The sequence below is a fragment of the Rhizobium sp. CFBP 8752 genome (genome assembly GCF_014842035.1).
GTDB classification, from domain to species: Bacteria; Pseudomonadota; Alphaproteobacteria; order Rhizobiales; family Rhizobiaceae; genus Neorhizobium; species Neorhizobium soli.
The window spans coordinates 716967-739083 of the sequence record NZ_JACYUZ010000001.1 but is presented as its reverse complement, the minus strand read 5'-3'; the positions used below and the strand labels follow the sequence as shown (position 1 = coordinate 739083).

20 protein-coding genes and 1 tRNA gene are annotated in these 22117 nt (G+C 61.6%); 9 read left to right on the top strand and 12 right to left on the bottom strand.

The features are described from left to right. Positions 1-25: 25 nt before the first annotated feature. The 10 genes from IFT59_RS03445 to IFT59_RS23250 all read right to left on the bottom strand — a co-directional run bounded on the left by IFT59_RS03445 (position 26) and on the right by IFT59_RS23250 (position 10086). Positions 26-844, bottom strand: coding sequence for a GGDEF domain-containing protein (locus IFT59_RS03445; RefSeq protein ID WP_192086088.1), 819 nt, complete (start codon positions 842-844; stop codon positions 26-28). Between the two features lie 207 nt (positions 845-1051). After that, positions 1052-1723 carry a DUF2161 domain-containing phosphodiesterase gene (locus tag IFT59_RS03440; protein ID WP_192086087.1) on the bottom strand — a complete coding sequence of 224 codons (672 nt, stop codon included), beginning with the start codon at positions 1721-1723 and terminating at the stop codon, positions 1052-1054. Between the two features lie 75 nt (positions 1724-1798). Further along, positions 1799-2488, bottom strand: coding sequence for a response regulator transcription factor (locus IFT59_RS03435; protein ID WP_174196249.1), 690 nt, complete (start codon positions 2486-2488; stop codon positions 1799-1801). Then, positions 2485-5187, bottom strand: coding sequence for a sensor histidine kinase (locus IFT59_RS03430; RefSeq protein WP_192086086.1), 2703 nt, complete (start codon positions 5185-5187; stop codon positions 2485-2487). Before IFT59_RS03430 ends, IFT59_RS03435 begins: the two co-directional genes overlap by 4 nt. A 55-nt stretch (positions 5188-5242) precedes the next feature. After that, on the bottom strand, positions 5243-5809 hold the full coding sequence (gene kdpC / locus IFT59_RS03425) for a potassium-transporting ATPase subunit KdpC (protein ID WP_192086085.1): 567 nt from the start codon (positions 5807-5809) through the stop codon (positions 5243-5245). 12 nt (positions 5810-5821) lie between these two features. After that, positions 5822-7909: a potassium-transporting ATPase subunit KdpB gene (gene kdpB, locus IFT59_RS03420; protein WP_062460668.1), complete on the bottom strand. Its 2088-nt coding sequence runs from the start codon at positions 7907-7909 to the stop codon at positions 5822-5824. 41 nt (positions 7910-7950) lie between these two features. Beyond that, complete coding sequence (locus IFT59_RS03415; RefSeq protein WP_192086084.1) at positions 7951-8106, bottom strand: hypothetical protein; 156 nt, start codon at positions 8104-8106, stop codon at positions 7951-7953. A 9-nt stretch (positions 8107-8115) separates the two neighbouring features. Then, positions 8116-9819: a potassium-transporting ATPase subunit KdpA gene (gene kdpA, locus IFT59_RS03410; protein ID WP_192086083.1), complete on the bottom strand. Its 1704-nt coding sequence runs from the start codon at positions 9817-9819 to the stop codon at positions 8116-8118. Positions 9820-9852: 33 nt separating this feature from the next. Then, the gene (gene kdpF, locus IFT59_RS03405) at positions 9853-9942 is read right to left on the bottom strand and encodes a K(+)-transporting ATPase subunit F (RefSeq protein ID WP_062460674.1); all 90 of its coding nucleotides are present in this window, start codon (positions 9940-9942) and stop codon (positions 9853-9855) included. 12 nt (positions 9943-9954) lie between these two features. Further along, the gene (locus IFT59_RS23250) at positions 9955-10086 is read right to left on the bottom strand and encodes a hypothetical protein (protein ID WP_274598244.1); all 132 of its coding nucleotides are present in this window, start codon (positions 10084-10086) and stop codon (positions 9955-9957) included. Positions 10087-10347: 261 nt separating this feature from the next. Between IFT59_RS23250 and IFT59_RS03400 the strand changes: the two genes are divergently transcribed. From IFT59_RS03400 to IFT59_RS03390, 3 genes are all read left to right on the top strand, one after another. After that, complete coding sequence (locus IFT59_RS03400) at positions 10348-10812, top strand: hypothetical protein (protein WP_192086082.1); 465 nt, start codon at positions 10348-10350, stop codon at positions 10810-10812. A 195-nt stretch (positions 10813-11007) separates the two neighbouring features. Then, a complete protein-coding gene (locus IFT59_RS03395; RefSeq protein ID WP_192086081.1) occupies positions 11008-12954 on the top strand; it encodes an AI-2E family transporter in 1947 nt (648 codons plus the stop codon). A gap of 123 nt (positions 12955-13077) precedes the next feature. After that, positions 13078-14073, top strand: a complete 996-nt coding sequence (locus IFT59_RS03390; protein ID WP_192086080.1) for an MDR family oxidoreductase — start codon at positions 13078-13080, stop codon at positions 14071-14073. Between the two features lie 50 nt (positions 14074-14123). Here the strand turns inward: IFT59_RS03390 and IFT59_RS03385 are convergent, their stop codons facing one another. Then, the gene (locus IFT59_RS03385; protein WP_249407472.1) at positions 14124-15569 is read right to left on the bottom strand and encodes an aldehyde dehydrogenase; all 1446 of its coding nucleotides are present in this window, start codon (positions 15567-15569) and stop codon (positions 14124-14126) included. 409 nt (positions 15570-15978) lie between these two features. Between IFT59_RS03385 and IFT59_RS03380 the strand changes: the two genes are divergently transcribed. The 6 genes from IFT59_RS03380 to IFT59_RS03355 all read left to right on the top strand — a co-directional run bounded on the left by IFT59_RS03380 (position 15979) and on the right by IFT59_RS03355 (position 21824). Beyond that, entirely contained in the window at positions 15979-17103 is a 1125-nt protein-coding gene (locus tag IFT59_RS03380; protein WP_192086078.1) for a metallophosphoesterase, read from the top strand. Between the two features lie 184 nt (positions 17104-17287). Continuing rightward, positions 17288-18592 carry a sn-glycerol-3-phosphate ABC transporter substrate-binding protein UgpB gene (gene ugpB / locus IFT59_RS03375; RefSeq protein WP_062460687.1) on the top strand — a complete coding sequence of 435 codons (1305 nt, stop codon included), beginning with the start codon at positions 17288-17290 and terminating at the stop codon, positions 18590-18592. A gap of 68 nt (positions 18593-18660) precedes the next feature. Continuing rightward, entirely contained in the window at positions 18661-19542 is an 882-nt protein-coding gene (ugpA, locus tag IFT59_RS03370) for a sn-glycerol-3-phosphate ABC transporter permease UgpA (protein WP_062460690.1), read from the top strand. An 8-nt stretch (positions 19543-19550) separates the two neighbouring features. After that, positions 19551-20399 (top strand): sn-glycerol-3-phosphate ABC transporter permease UgpE, encoded by an 849-nt coding sequence (gene ugpE, locus IFT59_RS03365; protein WP_062460693.1) that lies wholly within the window; start codon positions 19551-19553, stop codon positions 20397-20399. Continuing rightward, a complete protein-coding gene (locus IFT59_RS03360; protein ID WP_192086077.1) occupies positions 20399-21448 on the top strand; it encodes a sn-glycerol-3-phosphate import ATP-binding protein UgpC in 1050 nt (349 codons plus the stop codon). Before ugpE ends, IFT59_RS03360 begins: the two co-directional genes overlap by 1 nt. A 130-nt stretch (positions 21449-21578) precedes the next feature. After that, entirely contained in the window at positions 21579-21824 is a 246-nt protein-coding gene (locus tag IFT59_RS03355; RefSeq protein WP_192086076.1) for a hypothetical protein, read from the top strand. A gap of 143 nt (positions 21825-21967) precedes the next feature. Here IFT59_RS03355 and IFT59_RS03350 read toward each other — a convergent pair. Continuing rightward, a tRNA-Met gene (locus tag IFT59_RS03350) sits at positions 21968-22044 on the bottom strand. Positions 22045-22117 lie beyond the last annotated feature (73 nt).

The window sequence follows — 22117 nt, the reverse complement described above, 5'->3', positions numbered from 1 at the left end:
TTCTCGCCGCCTACCGGACAGGCCGTTACATCGTGGCCACCTTATGGGCGTCGAGAATGACCGCGATGTCGTTGCTGTGCACGACACAATTGCGCCCGGACGCCTTGGCAACGAACAGCGCCTTGTCGGAGGCCTGGTAGAGAGCCTCGAACGTAGGGTAGTCCTCCTGGTCCGCAACGCCACCGGACACCGTGATATCGACCTGCCTTTTGCCCGCTTGTATGGGCCGCGCAGCAATCAGGGCCCTGCAGCGGTGCGCGAGCGAGAGACGCTCCGTCGGCGAAAGCGCTGACACGAGGACTGCGAACTCCTCACCACCGATCCGGGCGACGGCACGACTTTGCGAAAAGATCTCGGCGAGCTGATGCGCAACTGCAATGATGGCCTGGTCCCCGATATCGTGGCCAAAGCGGTCGTTGATCGCCTTGAACTTATCAATATCGAACAGGATGAGAGAAGATGCGGCGGGAGCGCGCGTCACCTCATCCAGGAACGCTCGCCGATTCATCAGCCCCGACAACATGTCCGTCCGGCTCAAATGCTCGAAAGCCGCCCGGGAGATCGTGAGGTGATGGATTGCTAGACCAACGATATAGACGATCGAAAATGTCAGCGCCGATGCAACGACAGTCGAGATGATAACCCCAACTGTTGCCGCGGGCACGACGTCATACGGCAGCCATCCCAAGGCATGAAGCGTGTAGTGGGCCGCAACGTTGAGAATGTCGGCAACAACTGTGACGCAAATGGTCATGAGCAATGCGAATGCGAGGACTTTGCGTCGTGTCTCGAACCGGTCCGACGCACAGGCCTGCTTGATGTAGCGGTCGATCAAAGCAAGCATGCGGTAATTCCAATACGGTTCGAAACGACCACGCGGACGCGCCTGGCGGCTTTCAGCTCGCCACACTGAACTACAAACGCATTGAGACTTCGTGAATCCGAACACAAGTTAATTTGCGATTAAGTGTCGCAAATAATTCTCGTATTTCCTCGTCAAATTGATGCAGCCATGGAACATTGGTGTAATCGTGGGAGCCCCTGCCCGTAATCAAACGTCAGAAGGGCGGGGATCAGTCTGAGGCCATCTCTCCAATGCCTCACGGCCAGCGTCGGTGAGGCCGTAGACGCCTCTGTCGAGCCGCTCGAACCATCCATAGACGTTGGAAAGCAGGATCTTGCCGGCATCCGGGGCAACCGCCCTGATATCGCGCACGCGGGACGGCCCGCCGGAGACAACGGCGGCGCAGCTAAGCGCCTGCTGGCGATAGGCGGTCATGACGGGAACCCGCGTACTCCCGCCCAGCACGGGATCGCCGCGTCTCTTCTGGTGTTCGCGCATCAGCCTCGAACGCCGTTTCGGATTGGTCCGCGGCATGGGCGACACGGAGCCGACGATGACGCTCACATCTCCTGCGGCCGAAACGCCGAGAATACCGATGCCAAGCCGGCGGCAGAGGTCGCGGTACCGCTTGTCCGTTTCGCGGCCCTTGCCCTTGAGCGAAAGCTTTGCCGCAATCCAGACCTCGTCCGCAACAGCCGCCCTGTCGACCGCCTGGAGAATAAGCTCCAGATTGAAGCTCAGCTTGAGCTCGCAGATGACGACGACGGTGGGATCGCCCTCGCTCAGACCAACGAGATCACAGCCGCCGACTTCGCCCTTCACCACATAGCCTGCAGTCTCGAGGAAGGATTTGACCGGTAGATAGAGGGAGGTTTCCATGGATGCGCATCACAGTCGGGAATCAGGCTGCAGACATACACCGATCAACCGGCCAGATCACCCCGCGGCCGGATTTCAGCTTTCGGCCAGCCGGTAGCCGACGCCCGTTTCGGTCAGGATGTATCGCGGCTGGTCGGGCATTTCCTCGATCTTCTGGCGGATCTGGCGCACGTAGATGCGCAGATACTGGATGTCGGTGACCTCCCCCCAGACCTGATCGATCAGGTACCGGTGGGTCAGCACGCGCCCCGCATGCTGCACGAGGATTCGCAGGATGTCGTATTCCTTGCGGGAGAACTTCACCTCCTCGCCCTTCACCTTGACCACGCGCCGGACGAGATCGACACTGAGATCACCCGTCTGGAAGATCGGCTTTTCGCCCTGGGTCTGCAGCCGGTGGCGCAACGCAACCCGGATCCGCGCAATCAGCTCGTTCATGTTGAACGGCTTGGTGAGATAGTCGTCGGCACCCATTTCCAGCGCCTTGACGATCCCCTCCTCATCCGTCCGGCTCGACAGGATCACGATCGGCAGCGTCAGCCCCTCGGCCCGCCATTTCGCCAGAAGATCGTGCCCGGCCATATCGGGCAGGCCGAGATCCAGCAGAACGAGGTCGGGCTGATCGGCAGCCACGAGCTCCATCGCGGTCCTCGCGTTCGGTGCTTCGATGATGACGAAATCCTGCGTCGAAAGCCCGACCCGCAATAGCTTGCGGATCGGCGGCTCGTCATCGACGACCAGAATTCTCGTGGCGGCCTGGTTCATCGCATGTCTCCGTCAATCTGCAGCTGGGCCGGAATTGGCATACGGATCGTAAAGATCGCTCCCTCACCTGCTGGTCTGTTTCCGGCCGTCAGACGCCCGCCCATCGCTTCGATGAAACCACGGCTGATGGACAGTCCAAGGCCGGTGCCGGCCTTGACATGATCGATCTTGCGCACCCGGTAGAAGGTGTCGAACACCCGTTCCAGGTCGGCATCGGGGATCCCCGGCCCCTCGTCCAGAACGGCGAGGGTGACGTATTTCGCATCTGACCAGCCCAGAACTTCGATCGTTGTGCCCTCTGGCGCATATTTGGCCGCATTGTCGATGAGATTGAAGAGTGCCTGCTCCAGAAGGACCGGATCGCTTCTGATCATCGGCATTTCGGATGGAATAGCCACCTTCAGCCTGTGATCGGCGGTGATTTTCTGTGCCCGCTTCAAGGCCGTCCCGACGATATCGCCGACATAATGAAGCGCAAAGTTTGGCTCCATGGCGCCCGAACCGATGCGCGTCATGTCGAGCAGGTTGACGATGAACCGGTTGAGCCGCTCCGACTCTTCGATCACGGTGGTCAGAAGTTCATCTCGCGAGTGATCGGTCAGGTTCGCCCCGAAATCCTTGAGCGTGCTCGCCGACCCGAGCACGGCCGAAAGCGGCGTCTTCAGATCATGCGAAAGCGAGGTCAGCAGTGCGGTGCGCAGTTTGTCCGTTTCGGCGGCAAGCTTTGCCTTGTCGACGTCAGCGACGAGCTGGATCCGCTCGATCGCGAGTGCGGCCTGATCGGCCAGCGCATCGAACAGACGCTGCTGGTCCGGGGTGAGCAACGGTCCCTGCCTGTCGTTGTCGAGGCCGACAACGCCGATCGCCCCGCGTCCCGTGCGCAACGGCAGGTACAATCGCTTGGCGCCGGGTAACGTATCGGCCGCGCGGCCGGCCGGACGATTGTGTTCCCATGTCCACTTCGCCGCCGCGATGTCGGCATCGACAAGCGTGTCATCAGGCGGATAGCCGGCCCGGACGGCGAGGGTGTCGTTCTCGGGCAACAGAATGACAACCCGAACCTTCAGCATGGAGGCAATCTGGAACGCGGTTGCCCAGAGCACGTCGTCAAGCGTCCCGGTTCCAGCAAGCTTCTTCGAGAACAGGTAGAGATCCTCGGTCGTGCGCGCTCTCTGCCGGGCGGCGATCGCCTGCCGTTGAACCGAAGCGGCCAAATTGCTCGCGACAACGGCTGTTCCGAGAAACGAGAGAAGCGCAACGACGCTTTCCGGATCACGGATCGTGAACGTGTAGCGCGGCTCGAGAAAGAAGAAATTGAAGGCGAGAGCGCCGATGAAGGACGCATAGAGACCCGGCCCCAGCCCTCCCCGGATTGCCGAAGCGAGCACGCCCATCAGAAAGACGAGCGCCAGGTTCTGCACGTCGAGCGCCCGGTCGAGCAGCGTGCCGATCGCAACCGCCGCCGTCATGAACAGCGATGCGCGGATATAGTGTTTCGGATTGAGCCTTCTCGTCGGCGGCGCTGTCCTGACGCCCGTCGAGACAGCCTCCTCGCTGCCGCCGGACATGACATGAACGCTGATTGCCCCGGAATAGCGGATGAGATCGTGCGTGATCGACCCATCCCACAGCTCTCGCCAGCGCGGCTTGGTCGACTTGCCGATGATCAGGTGATTGAAGTTGTGAGCATTGGCGTAAGCGATGATTTCCCGCGACACCCGCGACGCGGGCAGCGTCACGGTTTCGGCGCCGAGCTGTTCGGCGAGCCGCATCGCAGCCGATAGCCGGTCCTTGTCGGCCTCGCCCAGATTGGCAGATCCGGGCGTCTCCAGATGCAGCGCCGTCAAGGGCGCGCGCAGCCTGTCGGCCTGGCGTCTGGCGTAGCGCACCAGCGCCGCGCCGTTTCGGCCATGATCGAGGCAAACGAGAATGCGTTCGCCCGCAGCCCAGGGACCCGCAATGGCATGCGCCTGCATGTGATTGAGGAGCTGATCATCGACCCGCTGCGCCGTGCGACGCAGCGCCAGCTCGCGCAGAGCCGTCAGGTTGCCCGGAGAAAAATAGTTCTCGACCGCACGCCGCGCCGTCGTCGGCAGATAGACCTTGCCGTCATGCAGGCGCTTGATCAGATCCTGCGGGGTAATATCGATGATCTCGATATCGTCGGCGCGGTCGATCACCGAGTCCGGCACCGTTTCCCGAACGCGGATACGGGTGATCTGCGCGACGATGTCGTTCAGGCTCTCGACATGCTGGATATTGAGCGTCGAAAAGACGTCGATGCCACTGGCAAGGATTTCGAGGACATCGAGATATCGCTTCGGGTGGCGGCTGCCGGGGGCGTTGGTATGGGCCAGTTCATCGACCAGCACCAGACGGGGCTTCCTGGCAAGGATCGCATCGAGATCCATCTCGTCGAGCTGCTGGCCGCGATAGTCGAACACGCGGCGGGGGATCATTTCGAAACCCTCGACCAGCGCTTCGGTTTCCTTCCGCCCGTGTGTTTCAACCACGCCGATCGCCACATCGATGCCGTCGGCCTTTCGGCTGCGGCCGGACATCAACATTTCATAGGTCTTGCCGACGCCGGGTGCGGCCCCGAGAAAGATCTTCAGCCGGCCACGCCCCTCCTGCCGGGCGTACTCGAGAAGAGCGTCCGGTGATGGTCTGCTAGCGCCTTCGTGTTTTGCTTCCGGCATGGAGGTCTTTCGTTCCGCAAACGAGCGGCGGCCAAACTGACCGCCGCTCGTTCAACTACGACTTCTCGGCGTCGAGCGCCATATTGAGCGCCAACACATTCACCACGGGCTCACCCAGAAAGCCGAGTTCTCGCTGTTCGATATGACGCTCGACCAGGGCGCGAACCGCGGCTTCATCCATGCTGCGTGCCCTTGCAACACGCTGCACCTGAAACAGCGCCGCTTCCGGCGAGATATGCGGATCGAGACCACTGCCCGATGCGGTGACGAGGTCGATCGGCACATCCGCGCCCGGGTTGGTCGCTTTCGCAGCCTCCGTGTCGGCCTTCACGCGATCGATCAGCTTCTGGCTGGTCGGGCCGAGGTTGGAGCCGGACGACGAGGCCGCGTTATAGCCATCGCCAGCAGCGGACGGGCGACCATGGAAATACTGCTCGCCGGTGAACGCCTGGCCGATCAGCGACGAGCCGACGACCTTGCCGTTCTGTTCGATCAGGCTGCCATTCGCCTGGACGGGGAAGATCGCCTGGGCAATGCCGGTCATGGCAAACGGATAGATGAGGCCGGTGATGACAGTAACGGCAACGATCATGACGATTGCCGGACGGATCTGTTTCAACATGACGAATGCTCCTTAGGCAAGACCGATGGTCGTGATGACCATGTCGATCGCCTTGATGGCAAAGAAGGGAAGGATGATGCCGCCGAGGCCGTAAATCAGAAGGTTTCGCGACAGCAGAGCGCCTGCACCGACGGCGCGGTATTTGACGCCGCGCAGCGACAGCGGGATCAGGGCAACGATGATCAGCGCGTTGAAGATGATCGCCGACAGGATGGCGCTTTGCGGTGTCGCCAGTCCCATCACGTTGAGAACGCCGAGCTGCGGATAGAAGGCCAGGAACATGGCCGGGATGATCGCGAAATACTTGGCGATGTCGTTGGCGATGGAAAACGTCGTCAGCGCGCCGCGGGTCATCAGCAACTGTTTGCCGATCTCGACGATCTCGATGAGCTTGGTCGGATCGCTGTCGAGATCGACCATGTTGCCGGCTTCGCGCGCCGCCACCGTGCCGGTGTTCATGGCGACGCCGACATCGGCCTGGGCGAGCGCCGGCGCATCGTTGGTGCCGTCGCCGCACATGGCGACCAGTTTGCCCTTGGCCTGCTCCTCGCGGATCAGCGACAGCTTGTTTTCGGGCGTGGCCTGGGCAAGGAAGTCGTCGACCCCCGCCTCGGCCGCAATCGCTGCCGCCGTCATCGGATTGTCGCCGGTGATCATCACGGTACGGATACCCATGCGGCGCAATTCGGCAAACCGCTCGCGGATGCCGCCCTTGACGATATCCTTGAGCTGGATGACGCCGAGCAGCCTCCCGCCGCGGGCAACGGCCAGCGGCGTGCCGCCGGCCTTGGCGATCTCGTCGGCGATCGCCTGGCATTCCACCAGAACGGCGTCCTGCGTGACGGGCCCACCGGCCACGGCATTCTGGCGGATATAGGAAAGGATGGAATCGACCGCACCCTTGCGGATCTGCTCTCCGTCCAGATCGACACCGCTCATGCGGGTCTGTGCGGTGAACGGGACGAAGGTTGCCTTGAGGCTCGCCATGTCGCGGCTGCGGATCGCGTACTTTTCCTTGGCAAGCACGACGACGGAACGTCCCTCAGGCGTTTCGTCGGCAAGCGAGGCCAGTTGGGCTGCATCGGCAAGGTCCTGTTCCGACACGCCCTTGACCGGACGGAAGGACGTCGCCTGGCGGTTGCCGAGCGTGATCGTGCCGGTCTTGTCGAGGAGAAGCGTATCCACATCGCCGGCAGCCTCAACTGCGCGGCCGGACATGGCGAGCACGTTGAAGCGCACCAGACGGTCCATGCCGGCAATGCCGATCGCCGACAACAGGGCGCCGATCGTCGTCGGGATCAGTGTCACGAACAGCGCGACCAGCACGATGACCGGGATGGAGCCGCCCGCATAGGAGGCAAACGCCGGAATGGTCGCAGTTGCCAGAACGAAGATCAGCGTCATGCCGGCGAGAAGGATGTTGAGCGCGATCTCGTTCGGCGTCTTCTGACGTTCCGCGCCTTCGACGAGCGAAATCATCCGGTCGATAAAGGTCGAACCGGCGGCTGCCGTGATGCGCACGCGGATCCAGTCGGACAGGACCTGCGTGCCGCCTGTGACGGCCGAGCGGTCACCACCGGATTCGCGGATGACCGGAGCAGATTCACCCGTGATCGCGGCTTCGTTGACGGAGGCGACGCCCTCGATCACTTCCCCATCCGAGGGAATGATGTCCCCGGCTTCGACGAGAACGATGTCGTTCAGCTTGAGAGTGGTGCCGGCGACCATCTGGAAATCGGTCCGCTCTTTGCCGGTGAGAAGTTTTGCCTGGACCTCGGTGCGGGCCTTGCGCAGCGATTCCGCCTGCGCCTTGCCACGTCCTTCGGCAACGGCTTCCGCGAAATTGGCGAACAGGACGGTGAACCAGAGCCAGATGTTGAGCTGCAGGGAGAAGCCCAGGTCGTCGCTGCCGGCGGCAAGATCGCGCAGGAACAGAACGGTGGTCAGCACAGACACCGTGGCCACGACGAACATGACCGGGTTTTTGACGAGGGTTTTCGGGTTCAGCTTGGTAAAAGCACCGCCGATTGCCGGAACGAGGATGCGCTTGTCCAGGATACTTGCGGATCTTGGTGCGCTATCGGATTTTGCCTGGCTCATATGAGGCTCCAGCCTTGGAAAGGGAGGCGACCGGGGAAAGGTCAGCCACGAAGGATTTCTAGTGTTGCGACGATGGCGAGCACGGCCGTCATCATCACGAGAATGGCGTTCGATCCGCACCACCAGCGGGGGACCGTCCCGCCACGCTTTGGCGTGACGGGAGGAGACAGTGCGGGGTGCGTCTGACGGTGACCCATGGTGCGACCTCAGAACGTCTGGCCGGCGATCATCATCAGGTGCTCGACGACAGGACCGAGCGCCAGTGACGGCAGGAAAGTCAGGCCACCGACGATCATGATCGTGCCAACCAGCAGACCGACAAACAGCGGGCCGTCGGTCGGGAACGTGCCGGCCGATGCCGGAACGGTCTTCTTCGCGACCAGCGAACCGGCAATTGCAAGCGCCGGAATGATGACCAGGAAGCGGCCCATCAGCATGCCGATGCCGAGAGTGATGTTGAACCAGGGCGTGTTGGCCGATAGTCCCCCGAACGCGGAGCCGTTATTGGCGGCAGCCGAGGTATAGGCATAGAGGATCTCGGAGAAGCCGTGCGGACCGGCAGTCCCGATCGAGGCGACCGCCGACGGCAACACGCTGGCGACAGCCGTGAAGATCAGCATGGCGAGCGGCAGGCAGAGAATGGCGAGAAGCGCCATCTTCATGTCCTTGCCCTCGATCTTCTTGCCCAGATATTCCGGCGTGCGGCCAACCATCAGACCCGCCACGAACACGGCGACGATGATGAACAGCACGATACCGTAGAAGCCTGCGCCGACACCGCCGACGATGACTTCGCCAAGCTGCATGTTGATGAGCGGGATAAGTCCGCCGAGTGCCGTGAACGAGCCGTGCATGGCATTGACCGCACCGCATGAGGCCGCCGTGGTGATGACCGCAAACAGCGACGACATGACGACGCCGAAGCGGACTTCCTTGCCCTCCATGTTGCCGCCCGAAAGGCCGAGCGTATGCATGATCGGGTTTCCGGACGCTTCTGCCCAGTAGACAACGGTGACGCCTGCCAGAAACAGGATGCCCATCGAGGCGAGGATCGCCCAGCCCTGGCGCTGATTGCCGACCATCCGGCCGAACACGTTGGTAAAGGCGGCACCGATCGCAAAGATCGACAGCATCTGGATCATGTTGGAAATGCTGTCGGGGTTTTCGAAAGGATGCGCCGAGTTGGCGTTGAAGAAACCGCCGCCATTCGTGCCGAGCATCTTGATGGCAAGCTGCGACGCGACAGGGCCGACGGCGATCGTCTGCTGGACGCCTTCAAGCGTCGTGGCATTGACGTATGCCGAAAACGTCTGGGGAACGCCGAGCGAGACATAGATGAGCGTCAGCACGACGCAGAGCGGCAAGAGGATGTAGAGCGTGGCGCGGGTCGTATCGACCCAGAAATTGCCGGTCGCCTTGCCCGATGCCCGCGAAAACGCGCGAATGAGGCCGATGGCGATCGCCATGCCTGTCGCAGCAGACGCGAAGTTCTGCACCGCGAGACCAGTCATCTGGCTGAAATAGGACATGGTGCTTTCGCCGCCGTAACTCTGCCAGTTGGTGTTGGCGACAAAGCTGACAGCGGTGTTGAACGACAATTCCGGTCCGGGCGATGCGAGACCTGCCGGGTTCATCGGCAGAACGTCCTGGAGGCGCAGGATACCGTAGAGCAGCAGGAAACCGGCAAGATTGAACATCAGCACGGAAAACGCATAGGCGGTCCAATGCTGCTCTTCACGCTCGCTGGTGCCGGCCAGCGCGTAAAGCCCGCGTTCGATCGGACCGAACACGGGGGAGAGAAAGGTGCGCCCGCCGGAAAACACAAGGGTCATATAGGCCCCGAGCGGTTTGACGAGCAGAAGGAGGATCCCGCAATAGACGAGGATCTGTAGCCATCCGTTGAAGGTCATGGGAAGAGACTTTCGGGCAAGCTGAAGCTTTGGTCAGAAGCGTTCGGGGCGAATGAGAGCATAGGTGAGGTAGAGGGCGAGGAAGACGGTCACACCGCCGCCGAGGATATAATCGAGGGTCATGGCATCCCCTCCTCAAAGCCTGTCGCAGGCGCGGGTATAGACCAGGCAGAGACCGAAGAAGCCAACGGTCGCCGCGACGAGAATAAGGTCCATCATTGTTCTGGAATCCTGGTTGTTCGTGGATGAAGCCAGGAAAGGCGCCATTCTGCTGACGCCTCATTCTCTCTGGCTGGAGACGATCACGATCCGTCTCCAACCCTATATGCGGCCGATCCCCATAGGGATTCGAGATGGCTCGGAAGGCTAAGAAATATAAACCGCATAGGAATTTGCAGGCGGGACCCCGTGACGAGATCGTGCCGGCCGCCACTTGGAAGAGCTCGGTTGCGGAGTTCCGTTTGCGGTTTAACCTCCAAATCCTTACATATACGGAGTTGATATCACTCCGGAAAAGATAGGTGCGCGATGATTTGGGTAATAGGCGCAGCAGCCGTCGTGGTTCTCTTCCTGTACTCGCGACGGGCGGGCATCGCGGCGGTCGCCGTTCTGGCGGTGCTTTATGTCGGGCTCTTGCTGATGTCGGGCCAGATCAATTCGCACGTCCCGACCAACCAATCCGTCGCCGTGGTCGCAAGCTCCTCAGGCGAGACATGCAAGGCACCTGGCGCGCCCGTATCCGTTACCTTCACCAACAACGCGGACAGACAGCTGCTCGCGACATCCTTCACGCTGAGTGCACGCCAGGCGGGTCACAGCTCGCTGATCTACAGGGCAACGCTTCGAAGCGACAAGATCATCGAGCCGGGCGGCAGCTGGACCGAGTGCTACGGCCTCAATCCGCTGTCGTTCTCGGAACGAGACGTCCACTACAACCCCAGCGACCTCGAATGGTCGGCCGAGGTCTCGCTCTCGCGATTTGCGTCCAGCTAATCGTTTCTGGGACAAACCGTGCCGCAACGACTTGCGGTTTTGCTCGGCTTGAATGCTTCCACTTTCCCCGTCAGCGTTACCCGCAAGCGGCTGTCGCGAATTATTTTTGCGTCACCGCTCGATAAGTTTTGTTCCAAGCGCATTTACACTGTCATGCCTGGGTTCTGGCAGCAGCGCATTCAATCGGGGACGGCTATGAGCGACATGAGTAAAGGGGCTATCGCAGCGGCGGGGATCGCGAACAAGCCTGTCGGGCTGAGCGCGCCGACCCTTTCGGGCCGAACGATCCTTATTCTCATCGGCGTGGCGGTGATCCTCTATGTCGGCCAGGAAGTGTTTGTGCCGCTTGCGCTCGCACTCCTTCTTACCTTCACGCTCGCACCCATCGTCAGTTTCCTGCGCAAGCGCTACGTCCCGAGGATCGCCGCCGTCCTCCTCGCCGTCGCCACCGCGTTTTTTGTCATTGCAGCCTTCGGTTTCATCGTGGCCGGACAGGTCGCCAATCTCGCGGACAATATTCCGACCTATCAGCGCAACATCGTCGCGAAGGTGCACTCTCTCAGCCAGGCGGGCTCCGGCAACGGCGTTTTCGAACATCTCAGTAAGGTCGTCGAGCGCATAGGCTCGGAACTGCAGGACAACGCCGAAGAAAGCAAGGAAGACGCGCCGCCACAGATCAAGCGTCGCGATCCGATGCCTGTCGAGATCGTAACCCGCGCCAACCCGATCGAAACGCTCGGCAATTTCATTCTGCCACTCATCAGTCCCTTTGCAACCGCGGGTCTGGTTATCGTCCTCGTGATTTTCATGCTGCTTGAGCGGGAGGAACTGCGCGACCGGTTCATACGCCTTGTCGGCCTCGGCGATCTCCACAGGACAACGGCGGCTCTTCAGGACGCGGGAAAACGCGTCGGCAAATATCTGCTGATGCAGTTGGTCGTCAACGCGCTGTATGCCTTGCCGATCTCGATCGGCCTCTGGCTGCTCGGCATCCCGAACGCCATCCTGTGGGGACTGTTGACGCTCGTCCTGCGCTTTGTCCCCTACATCGGTCCGGTCATCGGCATGATCCTGCCGCTGTTTCTGGCACTGGCGATTGCCCCCGGATGGTCGCTGGTTGCCTGGGTCGCCGCACTGTTTATCGTCACCGAACTCGTCAGCAACAACGTCGTCGAACCGTGGCTCTATGGAAGCCATACGGGCCTTTCGCCGCTCGCCATCATCGTCTCGGCCATCTTCTGGTCGTGGCTCTGGGGGCCTGTCGGACTGATGCTGTCGACCCCCCTCACCGTCTGTCTCGTCGTTCTCGGTCGCTACGTCCCGCAGTTCAGCTTTCTCGACGTGCTGCTCGGCAACGAGCCGGTTCTGCAGCCGCAGGAAAAACTCTACCAGAGGCTGCTTGCCGGCGATCCCAACGAGGCGACCGACAACGCGGAGGATTTTCTCGAGGAGGAGTATCTCGTCGACTATTATGAAAAAGTCGGACTGCCTGCACTCAGGCTGGGTGAACTGGACCGGCAGCGCGGCGTGATGAGCGAGGCCCAGATCGCCCTGTTTGCCTCCACCACCCAGACGCTGATTGGCAATCTGGCGGAGATCGCGATCGAGGAAGAAGCGGAAGACGATCCGGTCGAAGGGGAAGCCGCTGTCACAGAGCAGATCACCGGTGAAATCGACCTGCCCAGCGGCGAAGGGAAATCCGTTCTCTGCCTCGGCGGCAGAGGCGCGATCGACGATGCCGCGGCCGCCATGTTGTCGCAGGTTCTCGCCATTCAGGGCGCCACCGTGTCTCAGGCCGACCACACGGCCGTGAGCGGCAAGACGGTAAGCCTGATGAACCTGACCGACGTCGACACGGTCCTCATCGCTTTCCTCAATGGCGGCTCCAAAGCCCACGCCCGCCAGGCCGTCCGCCGGTTCAAGCGACAGAAGCCGTCGGTTCGGGTGGGGATCATGATCACCGGCGTCGACGGTCAGCGGGAAAGCCCCCTTGCGACAGAGGACATCGATGCAGACTTTGTCGTCACCACCATTTCCGATGCGGTTCGTGGCGCGCTGACCACCGCCCAGGCGGTCGAGATCAAGGCGCCGAAGCGGATCGGCCGGCCTCGCGAGCGCAAGACCACGCTGCTCGTCGCGTGATCGGAGCACCCCGCAGGCAGGCCTAACCTGTGGGGTCCTCGATACCGACGCGCCTGAGTGCATCGAGATCTGGATAGACAAGGATCAACTCGTCAAGACCTGAAGAGCCCGGGAGGCATGGACATGACCGAGACATTTACCGCCATGGTGATCGATACCGTCGACGGCAAGCCGAAAGGCGCCTTCCGAAAAATCTCCCTCGCCGATCTGCCTGACAATGACGTTCTGGTCGAGATTGCCTATTCGACGGTCAACTACAAGGACGGTCTGGCCATCACCGGCAAGGGCCGGATCGCCCGCCGGATGCCGATGGTCGGCGGCATCGATCTTGCCGGAACCGTGGTCGAATCACGCTCCCCGGATTGGGAGCCGGGCGACAAGGTGGTCGTGAACGGCTGGGGCCTGTCAGAAACGGAATGGGGCGCCTATACCCGCTACCAGCGGGTCAAACCGGAATGGCTGATCCCGCTGCCCGACGCCTTCACGATGGAACAGGCGATGGCAATCGGCACGGCCGGCTATACCGCGGCGCTCTGCGTCGACGCGCTTGAAAAATGGGGCTCGATCAAACCCGGCGCGGGCGAAGTCCTGGTGACCGGCGCCGCCGGTGGCGTCGGCTCGGTGGCGATCGCGCTTCTGGCGGCGCGCGGCTACGTCGTCACAGCCTCGACCGGGCGTCCGGAAACCCACGACTATCTGGCCTCGCTCGGTGCCACCAGCTTCATCGATCGCGCGACGCTTGCCGAAAAGGGCGGCCCGCTGCAGACGGAGCGCTGGACCGGCGGCATCGACAGCGTCGGCTCGACGACGCTTGCCAACGCCCTGTCGCAGACCATGCGGGGCTGCGCAATCGCAGCCTGCGGCCTTGCCGGCGGACCCGACCTGCCAGCGACGGTCCTTCCCCATATCCTGCGCGCCGTCACGTTGATCGGGGTCGATTCGGTCATGGCCTCGCGCCAACAACGCCTCACCGCCTGGTCGCGCCTTGCCCGCGATCTCGACAGCCGAAAACTTGCCGCCATGACCAGAACGGAACCGATGTCCAACCTGCCGCAACTGGCAGAAGAGATCATCGCCGGCAAGGTGCGCGGCCGGATCGTGATCGACGTCACGAGGTAACCCCGCGCGCCGTACGCAATGGCCGGCCTCCCTCTTCAGCCGCGTTCGCGCTAGAACGGATAGTGCTGGTGCGGATCCTCGATGGTGATCCAGCGCAGATCGGTGAATTCGTTGATCGCAGCCCTGCCGCCGAAGCGGCCATAGCCGGAGCCCTTGACGCCGCCGAACGGCATCTGTGCCTCATCCGCGACAGAGGGGCCGTTGATGTGGCAGATCCCCGATTGGACCCTTCCGGCGACGGCGAGCGCGCGCTGGATATCGCGGCTGTAGACCGAACCCGAGAGACCATATTGCGTATCATTGGCGATCCGGATCGCCTCCTCCTCGTCCTTGACCCGGATGATCGGCTTGACCGGACCGAAGCACTCCTCGTCATAGATGCGCATGCCGGGCTTGACGTGATCGAGCACCGTAGCCTCCACGACGCTGCCGGTGCGCTTGCCGCCCGCGGTGAGACTGGCCCCCTTGGCGATCGCGTCGGCAATGATCTCTTCCATCTTCTCCGCGGCACCGATCGTCACCAGCGAACCGAGCACGACGTGACCGCGGGGATCGCCCGCCGGAAGCTTGGCTGCGCGCTCGGACAGTTTAGCCACGAATTCGTCGGCGATCTTGTCGTGGACGATCAGCTTTTCGGTCGCCATGCAGACCTGGCCCATGTTGATGAACGAGCCGAAGATCGCGCCGTTGACGGCCGCATCGATATCGGCGTCCTCAAGCACGAGCATCGGTGCCTTGCCGCCCAGTTCGAGAAGCGCCGGCTTCAGATGGCGGCCGCAGAGTTCGCCGATGATGCGGCCGACCTTGGTGGAACCGGTAAAGTTGACGCGGCGGACTTCGGGTGCCGAAACCAGCGCCTCGACAACGACGGCGGCATCCTCGGGTGCATTGGTGATGACGTTGACGACTCCATCCGGGAAACCGGCCTCGATAAACACCTTGCCGATCGCGACATGCAGTCCGGGGCATGCTTCGGAGGCCTTGAGGATGACCGTGTTACCGCAGGCAAGCGCCATGGCGATGGCCCGCACGCCGAGAATGATCGGTGCATTCCACGGCGCGATGCCAAGGCAGACGCCGACCGGTTGGCGCATCGCCATCGACAGGTTTCCGGGCTTGTCCGACGGGATGATCTCACCCTGGATCTGGGTCGTCATGGCCGCCGCCTCGCGCAGCATGTTGGCCGCAAGATGGGCGTTGAAGCCAGCCCACCCGCCAGTCGCCCCGGTTTCGGCGGTCATCAGCTCCGTGAGTTCGCCACCCTTGGAGGCAAGCACGTCGGCCGCCTTGTTGAGAAGCGCGCGACGTGCGCCGGGACCGGTCGTCGACCATGCCGGAAAGGCGGTCTGCGCTGCGGCGACGGCTGCCTTGGCATCCTCGATGCCGGACGCCGGCGATCGGCTCGCGACATCACCCGTAAAGGGATTGATCCGTTCGAACGTCTGGCCCGAAATGGCGTCGGCCAACTGGCCGCCGATGATCTGTTTGATGTCCAAGGTCGCATCCTTTCTTCGAGAAACCAGATAGCCAGCTTCGAGGGATGCGCCACAGCCGTAAACGACGGCATCACACGTCCGCTTCCTCGACCGATCGCGCGAACACACAGTCAGCCTGCGCATGACTTCGCACAGCTGGACCGTCAGTCTCCGCGGTTTCCATCGAGAAGCGAAGCCCCTCCTCCAACAGGCATGTTAACGAACTCCAGCCGCGACTCAAGGGGAGGATCAAACAGCCGCAGCCACGAACATGGCACTTGCCTCAAGCCATCAAACGGAAAGATACGGGACTGATCTGCGCTACTTCGAGTAGACACGGCCCGCTCGGCTCTTTCACACCCTATCGACGAGGGATAGGTAGGATTGCGGAACCGGCGCCGCAGTCGACATGCGCAACTGAAAGTACCCAATGTTTCATCTCATCTTTGGACTGCCCTGGCTGATTGTCGTCCTCCGCTTCATTCAGCCGCTGCCCTGGCACTGGTCGGCGAAGGTGGTAGTGGCGGTGCTTCTGCTGATCGCCTCGCAATACCATTTCTTCAGCCGGCTCTCGTCCGGCTCGGTCTTTTCGCCGGAGTTTCCGCGACCGCTGATCATTGCGTTCAACCTCCTGTTTGGCGCGATCGTTTTCGTGGCCGTCTTCCAGATCGCGCTCGATGTCGCCTCGCTCCTGATCATGCCCTTCAACGGACACTTCCCCGCCGTACCCGCCGGGCTCCGTTATGCCATGGGTGGCGTCGCGCTCTGCCTTTCCGCCTATGGTGTCAGCCAGGCAATCCGTGTGCCGCCACTCAACGACATCGAGATTGCAATCGCAAACCTGCCGCCGGAATTCGAGGGCTATCGCCTCGTCCAGCTGACCGATCTCCACATCAGCCGGCTGTTCCCAGCGAAATGGGCCGAGGCGGTCGTATCGAAAACCAACGCGCTCGATGCGGACCTCATCGTCATCACGGGAGACTTTATCGACGGCAGCGTCGCACACCGCCGCAGCGACGTCGCATCGCTGGCAAGCCTGCGGGCGCGCGATGGGGTCTATGCCATCCCTGGCAACCACGAATACTTCTTCGATTACCGGGACTGGATGCGCCACCTCGCAACCTTGAACATGACGATGCTTCAGAATGCCCACGTTGTGCTGACGCGAGGGAACGGCAGGCTCGTGCTGGCCGGTGTCACGGACCTTTCGGCACGCGGACACGGAGCGCCGGCCCCGGACCTCGATACGGCTATTGCGGGCGCCCCCGCCGACGCGCCGATCATTCTTCTCGACCATCAGCCCAGGTTGGCACAGAAAGTCGCCGCATCGGGGATCGCCCTCCAACTGTCGGGACATACCCATGGCGGCATGGTTGTCGGCCTTGATCGCGTGGTCGCACGCGCCAACAACGGCTTTGTTTCGGGCCGCTATCAGATCGGTGGGATGACCCTCTACGTCAACAACGGCACGGGCATTTGGCCCGGTTTCGCGCTGCGGACCGGTGTTCCCTCCGAACTGACCAGGATCACGCTTCGGGCCGGTCAGCCGCTTTGAAGGCTGAAGTGACACCGCTTAATCTGCTTTCTCTATCCACAACCATCGGCTCGCCGCGAACGACAGGTGTTGACGTGGGCGCTCTCGCCAACACATAGTCGCCGCCAATGCGCCGTCATCGACACGGTGCGTCGATCGGGATTGGAGGATCTCGACCGGTATTCATGCCAAGGGAGGAATTTTCATGAAAGTCATTACAGGCTCGGCAATTCTGGCGACCGCATCGTTTCTGATGGGATCAACCGCCATGGCCGCAACGGAAATCTCGTGGTGGCACGCCATGACCGGCGCCAACAATGAGGTTGTCGACCAGCTCGCCAAGGAATTCAACGAAAGCCAGTCGGACTTCAAGGTCATGCCTGTCTTCAAGGGCACCTACCCGGAAACGCTGAACGCCGGCATCGCCGCCTTCCGCGCCAAGCAGCCGCCGGCCATCATGCAGGTCTTCGATGCCGGCAGCGGCGTCATGATGGGCGCCCAAGGCGCCATCGTGCCGGTTGCGGACGTTCTGGAAAAGGGCGGCTTCAAATTCGACAAGAGCCAGTACCTGCCGGGGATCGTTGCCTACTATTCGAAGCCTGACGGCACGATGCTGTCCTTCCCCTACAATTCGTCCTCGCCAATCCTCTATTATAACAAGGATATCTTCGAGAAGGCCGGGCTCAACCCCGACACGCCGCCGAAGACCTGGGGCGAAGTGTTTGACGCCGCCAAGAAGATCAAGACCAGCGGTGCCGCTCCCTGCGGCTTTACCTCGACATGGCTCACATGGATCCAGACGGAAAATTTTGCGGCCTGGAACAACCTTTCCTACGGCAGCAATGAAAACGGCCTTGGCGGCACCGACGTCAAGCTTGCCTTCAACGCCGAACCCTTCGTCAAGCATTTTCAGGCAATCGCCGATCTCGCCAAGGACGGCACGTTCCGTTACGGCGGCCGCACGTCTGAAGCCAAGCAGCTGTTCACTTCAGGAGAATGCGCCATCCTGACCGAATCCTCCGGCGGTCTGGGCGACATCGTCAAGTCCGGCCTGAAATACGGCATCGGCCAGCTGCCCTATGCAGAAGGTCCGGGACGCCCGCAGAACACCATCCCCGGCGGCGCCAGCCTCTGGGTCTTCGGCGGAAAGAGCGATGCCGAATACAAGGGGGTCGCGACCTTCTTCAACTTCCTGTCGCAGACCAAGATCCAGTCGCGACTGCACCAGGTCTCCGGCTACATGCCGGTCACGATGGCAGCCTACGAGGATACCAAGAAATCCGGCTTCTACGAGAAGAACCCGGCGCGCGAAACGCCGTTGCTGCAGATGATGGGCAAGGCTCCGACCGAGAACTCCAAGGGCGTTCGCCTCGTCAACCTGCCGCAGGTCCGCGACATCATGAACGAAGAGTTCGAATCGATGCTCGCCGGCAAGCAGGATGCCAAGGCCGCCCTCGACAAGGCTGTCCAGCGGGGCAATGCCGCCATTCAGCAAGCCATCGGCAAGTAAGCGGTAAGCATAAGGGCCGCCCCGGCGACTGTCGCGGGCGGCCTGCAGCATTTCAACGGAGCCTGCCCGTGCAAAGCGTCGTATTTCCCAACAAGGTGCTGCCGTATTTTCTGGTGGCGCCGCAGATTGTCCTGACCGTCGTGTTCTTCTTCTGGCCAGCCAGCCAGGCGCTCTACCAGTCGGCCATGCGCGAAGATCCGTTCGGGCTGCAGAGCAGCTTTGTCGGCTTCGCCAACTTTTCCGCCATCCTGGCCGACGAGAGCTATCTTCACGCGCTCCGCGTCACCGTCGTCTTCAGCGTGGCAACCGCGCTGCTTTCCATGGGTGTCGCGCTTCTGCTGGCGACAGCTGCCGATACCGTCGTGCGTGGTAAGGGTTTCTACCGCACGATGATGATCATCCCCTATGCGGTGGCGCCGGCGGTTGCCGGCATGCTGTGGCTGTTCATGTTCAACCCGGCCATGGGCACGTTCGCCTATATCCTGCGGCGCAACGGCATTGCATGGGACCCGCTGCTGAACGGCGATCAAGCCATGTCCCTCGTCGTAGTGGCAGCCGCCTGGAAACAGATCAGCTACAATTTCCTGTTCTTCGTCGCCGGCCTGCAGGCAATCCCGAAATCCCTGCTCGAAGCCGCCGCGATCGATGGTGCGCGAGGCAGCCGAAGGTTCTGGACGATCGTCTTCCCGCTGCTTGCACCGACCACCTTCTTCCTTTTGGTCGTCAACACCGTCTACGCCTTCTTCGACACGTTCGGCATCATCCATTCGGTGACCGGCGGCGGACCGGCAAAGGCCACCGAAACGCTGGTCTACAAGGTCTACAACGACGGCTTCGTGAACCTCAACCTCGGTTCGTCTGCGGCCCAGTCGGTGATCCTGATGGTCATCGTCATCGCGCTGACCGCCTTCCAGTTCCGCTTCGTCGAGCGACGCGTCCATTACGGGTAAATTATCAGATGATCGAGAACCGTCCTGTCGCACGCCTGATGGCGCATCTGATGCTGATCCTTGGGATCATCATCGTCGCCTTCCCCATCTACTACACATTCATTGCCTCGACGGCGACGTCGAGCGCGATCATCCGACCACCGCTGTCGCTGCTGCCTGGCGGCCATATGGTCGAGAACTACAGCGAGTCCATCTCCGGCGGCGTCGAACGCGTCGTCGGCGTCAGTCTGGAAAGACTGCTGTTCAACAGCTTCGTGGTGGCGGTAGCAATCGCCGTCGGCAAGATCATCATCTCGTTCCTGTCGGCATTCGCGATCGTCTTCTTCCGCTTCCCGTTCCGCATGGGTTTCTTCTGGATGATCTTCATCACCCTGATGTTGCCGGTCGAAGTGCGCATCCTGCCGACCTACAAGGTGATCGTCGATCTCGGCCTGCTCAACACCTATGCCGGCCTCACCCTGCCGCTGATGGCATCGGCAACGGCGACCTTCCTGTTTCGCCAGTTTTTCCTCACCATTCCCGGCGAAATGGTCGAGGCGGCGCGGATCGACAATGCCGGCCCGTTCCGCTTCATGCGCGATATCCTGCTGCCGCTGTCGACGACCAATATCGCGGCGCTGTTCGTCATCCTGTTTATCTACGGCTGGACCCAGTATCTCTGGCCGCTGCTTGTCACCGACCGTGCGGAGATGAACACGATCATCATCGGCCTGCGCCGCATGGTCGATTTCACTGATGCATCAACTCCTTGGAACTACGTCATGGTCACGGCGATCCTGGCAATCATCCCTCCCGTCATCGTCGTGGTGCTCATGCAGCGCTGGTTCGTCAAAGGTTTGGTGGAGACCGAAAAGTAATGGCAACAATTGAACTGAAAGACGTCCGCAAGGTCTATGGCGGCAATATCGACGCCATCAAGGGCGTGTCACTGGACATCGCAGACGGCGAGATGATCGTTCTGGTCGGCCCATCCGGCTGCGGCAAGTCCACGCTGCTGCGCATGGTCGCCGGGCTCGAAAGCATCACCGGTGGCGACGTCATCATCAACGGCAAGCGCGTCAACGACATGGAACCGGCCGAGCGCGATATCGCGATGGTGTTCCAGAACTACGCGCTCTATCCGCACATGACGGTCAAGCAGAACCTTGCCTACGGTCTGAAGAACCGCGGAACCTCGAAGGACGAGATCGAACGGCGCATCACCGAGGCCGCGCGCGCACTCGAAATCGAGCCGTTCCTCGCCCGCAAGCCACGGCAGCTTTCCGGCGGCCAGCGGCAGCGTGTGGCGATGGGCCGCGCGATCGTGCGCAAGCCCGCAGCCTTCCTGTTCGACGAGCCGCTGTCGAACCTCGACGCGAAACTGCGCGTGCAGATGCGCGTCGAGATCCGCCGTCTGCAGCGGTCCTTGGCCACGACGTCGGTCTACGTCACCCACGACCAGATGGAAGCGATGACGCTCGCCGACCGCCTCGTCGTCCTCAATGCCGGCCGGATCGAGCAGGTCGGCACGCCGATCGAGCTCTACGAGAAACCCGCAACGACCTTCGTTGCAACCTTCATCGGATCGCCCTCGATGAACCTGATGACGCTCGGCAAGGCCGGCGGCTGGAGCGTGGCCGAAGGCCTTCCCTCCACTGTCGCCACCGTCGGCATTCGTCCGGAAGACATCGTGATTGCCGAGGGAGAGGTTTCCTCGCCTTTCAGAGCCGAGGTCGAGGTCATCGCCGTCGAACTGGTCGGAGCAGAAAGCTACGTCCATGGTGCGACGTCGGACGGAAGCCCTCTTGTCTTCCGGGTCCCCGGCCGCTCCCGCATCGCGATCGGCGAGAAACTGCCCGTGACGACAGCGCCCCACCATCTTCATCTTTTCGACAGCGCCGGAAAGCGCATCGAACGTACCGGTTGATCCGGGACGCGCAAAGATGCGCAGGAGTGCGCTCTCGACGGACGCCCGCGCACTCCTGCAACTTCGCGACATTGACCCTATCGGAAAGTGAGCTATTACTCATGCGAGCAAAAAGGTTCGCATCGCAATAATGGTCACCATTCTCGTAACAATGCTGGGTTTCCTGGTCCTTCTGATTGCAGCCGTGTTCTTCGCAGTTCGCGCGCGCGCGCTTGCGTACGACAAGCACTTCCGCGATCAGGTCCGCCTGCAGCGAAGACTGGAGAACCGGGAGGCCAAGCTCAAGATCAGAGCTCGCAAGCACCGCCGCAACCTCGCAAAGAAACGCCTCGCCAGGATGAAGCGCGCAAAGGCGCTGGCCGCGCGGGCGAAGTGATTTTCCGCAACAGCTGCTGCCTGTGAAAATGTGCGGGCTGCAGCACTTCGCACCGAGAAGCTGCGGGCGCAGAAGCATCCGGGCCAAGCCTCGGATATCACCCGCAGGATACAGCTGAGATCAGATAGAAATTTAGGGAAATTTGGTAGCGGAGGGCAGAATTGAACTGCCGACCTCAGGGTTATGAATCCTGCGCTCTCACCAACTGAGCTACCCCGCCACAGGGTGGATCGAGTGTCTCGATCCGTTTGGATGTGCGGCTTATAGAACCCGCGTCACTGAAGTGTCAAGCG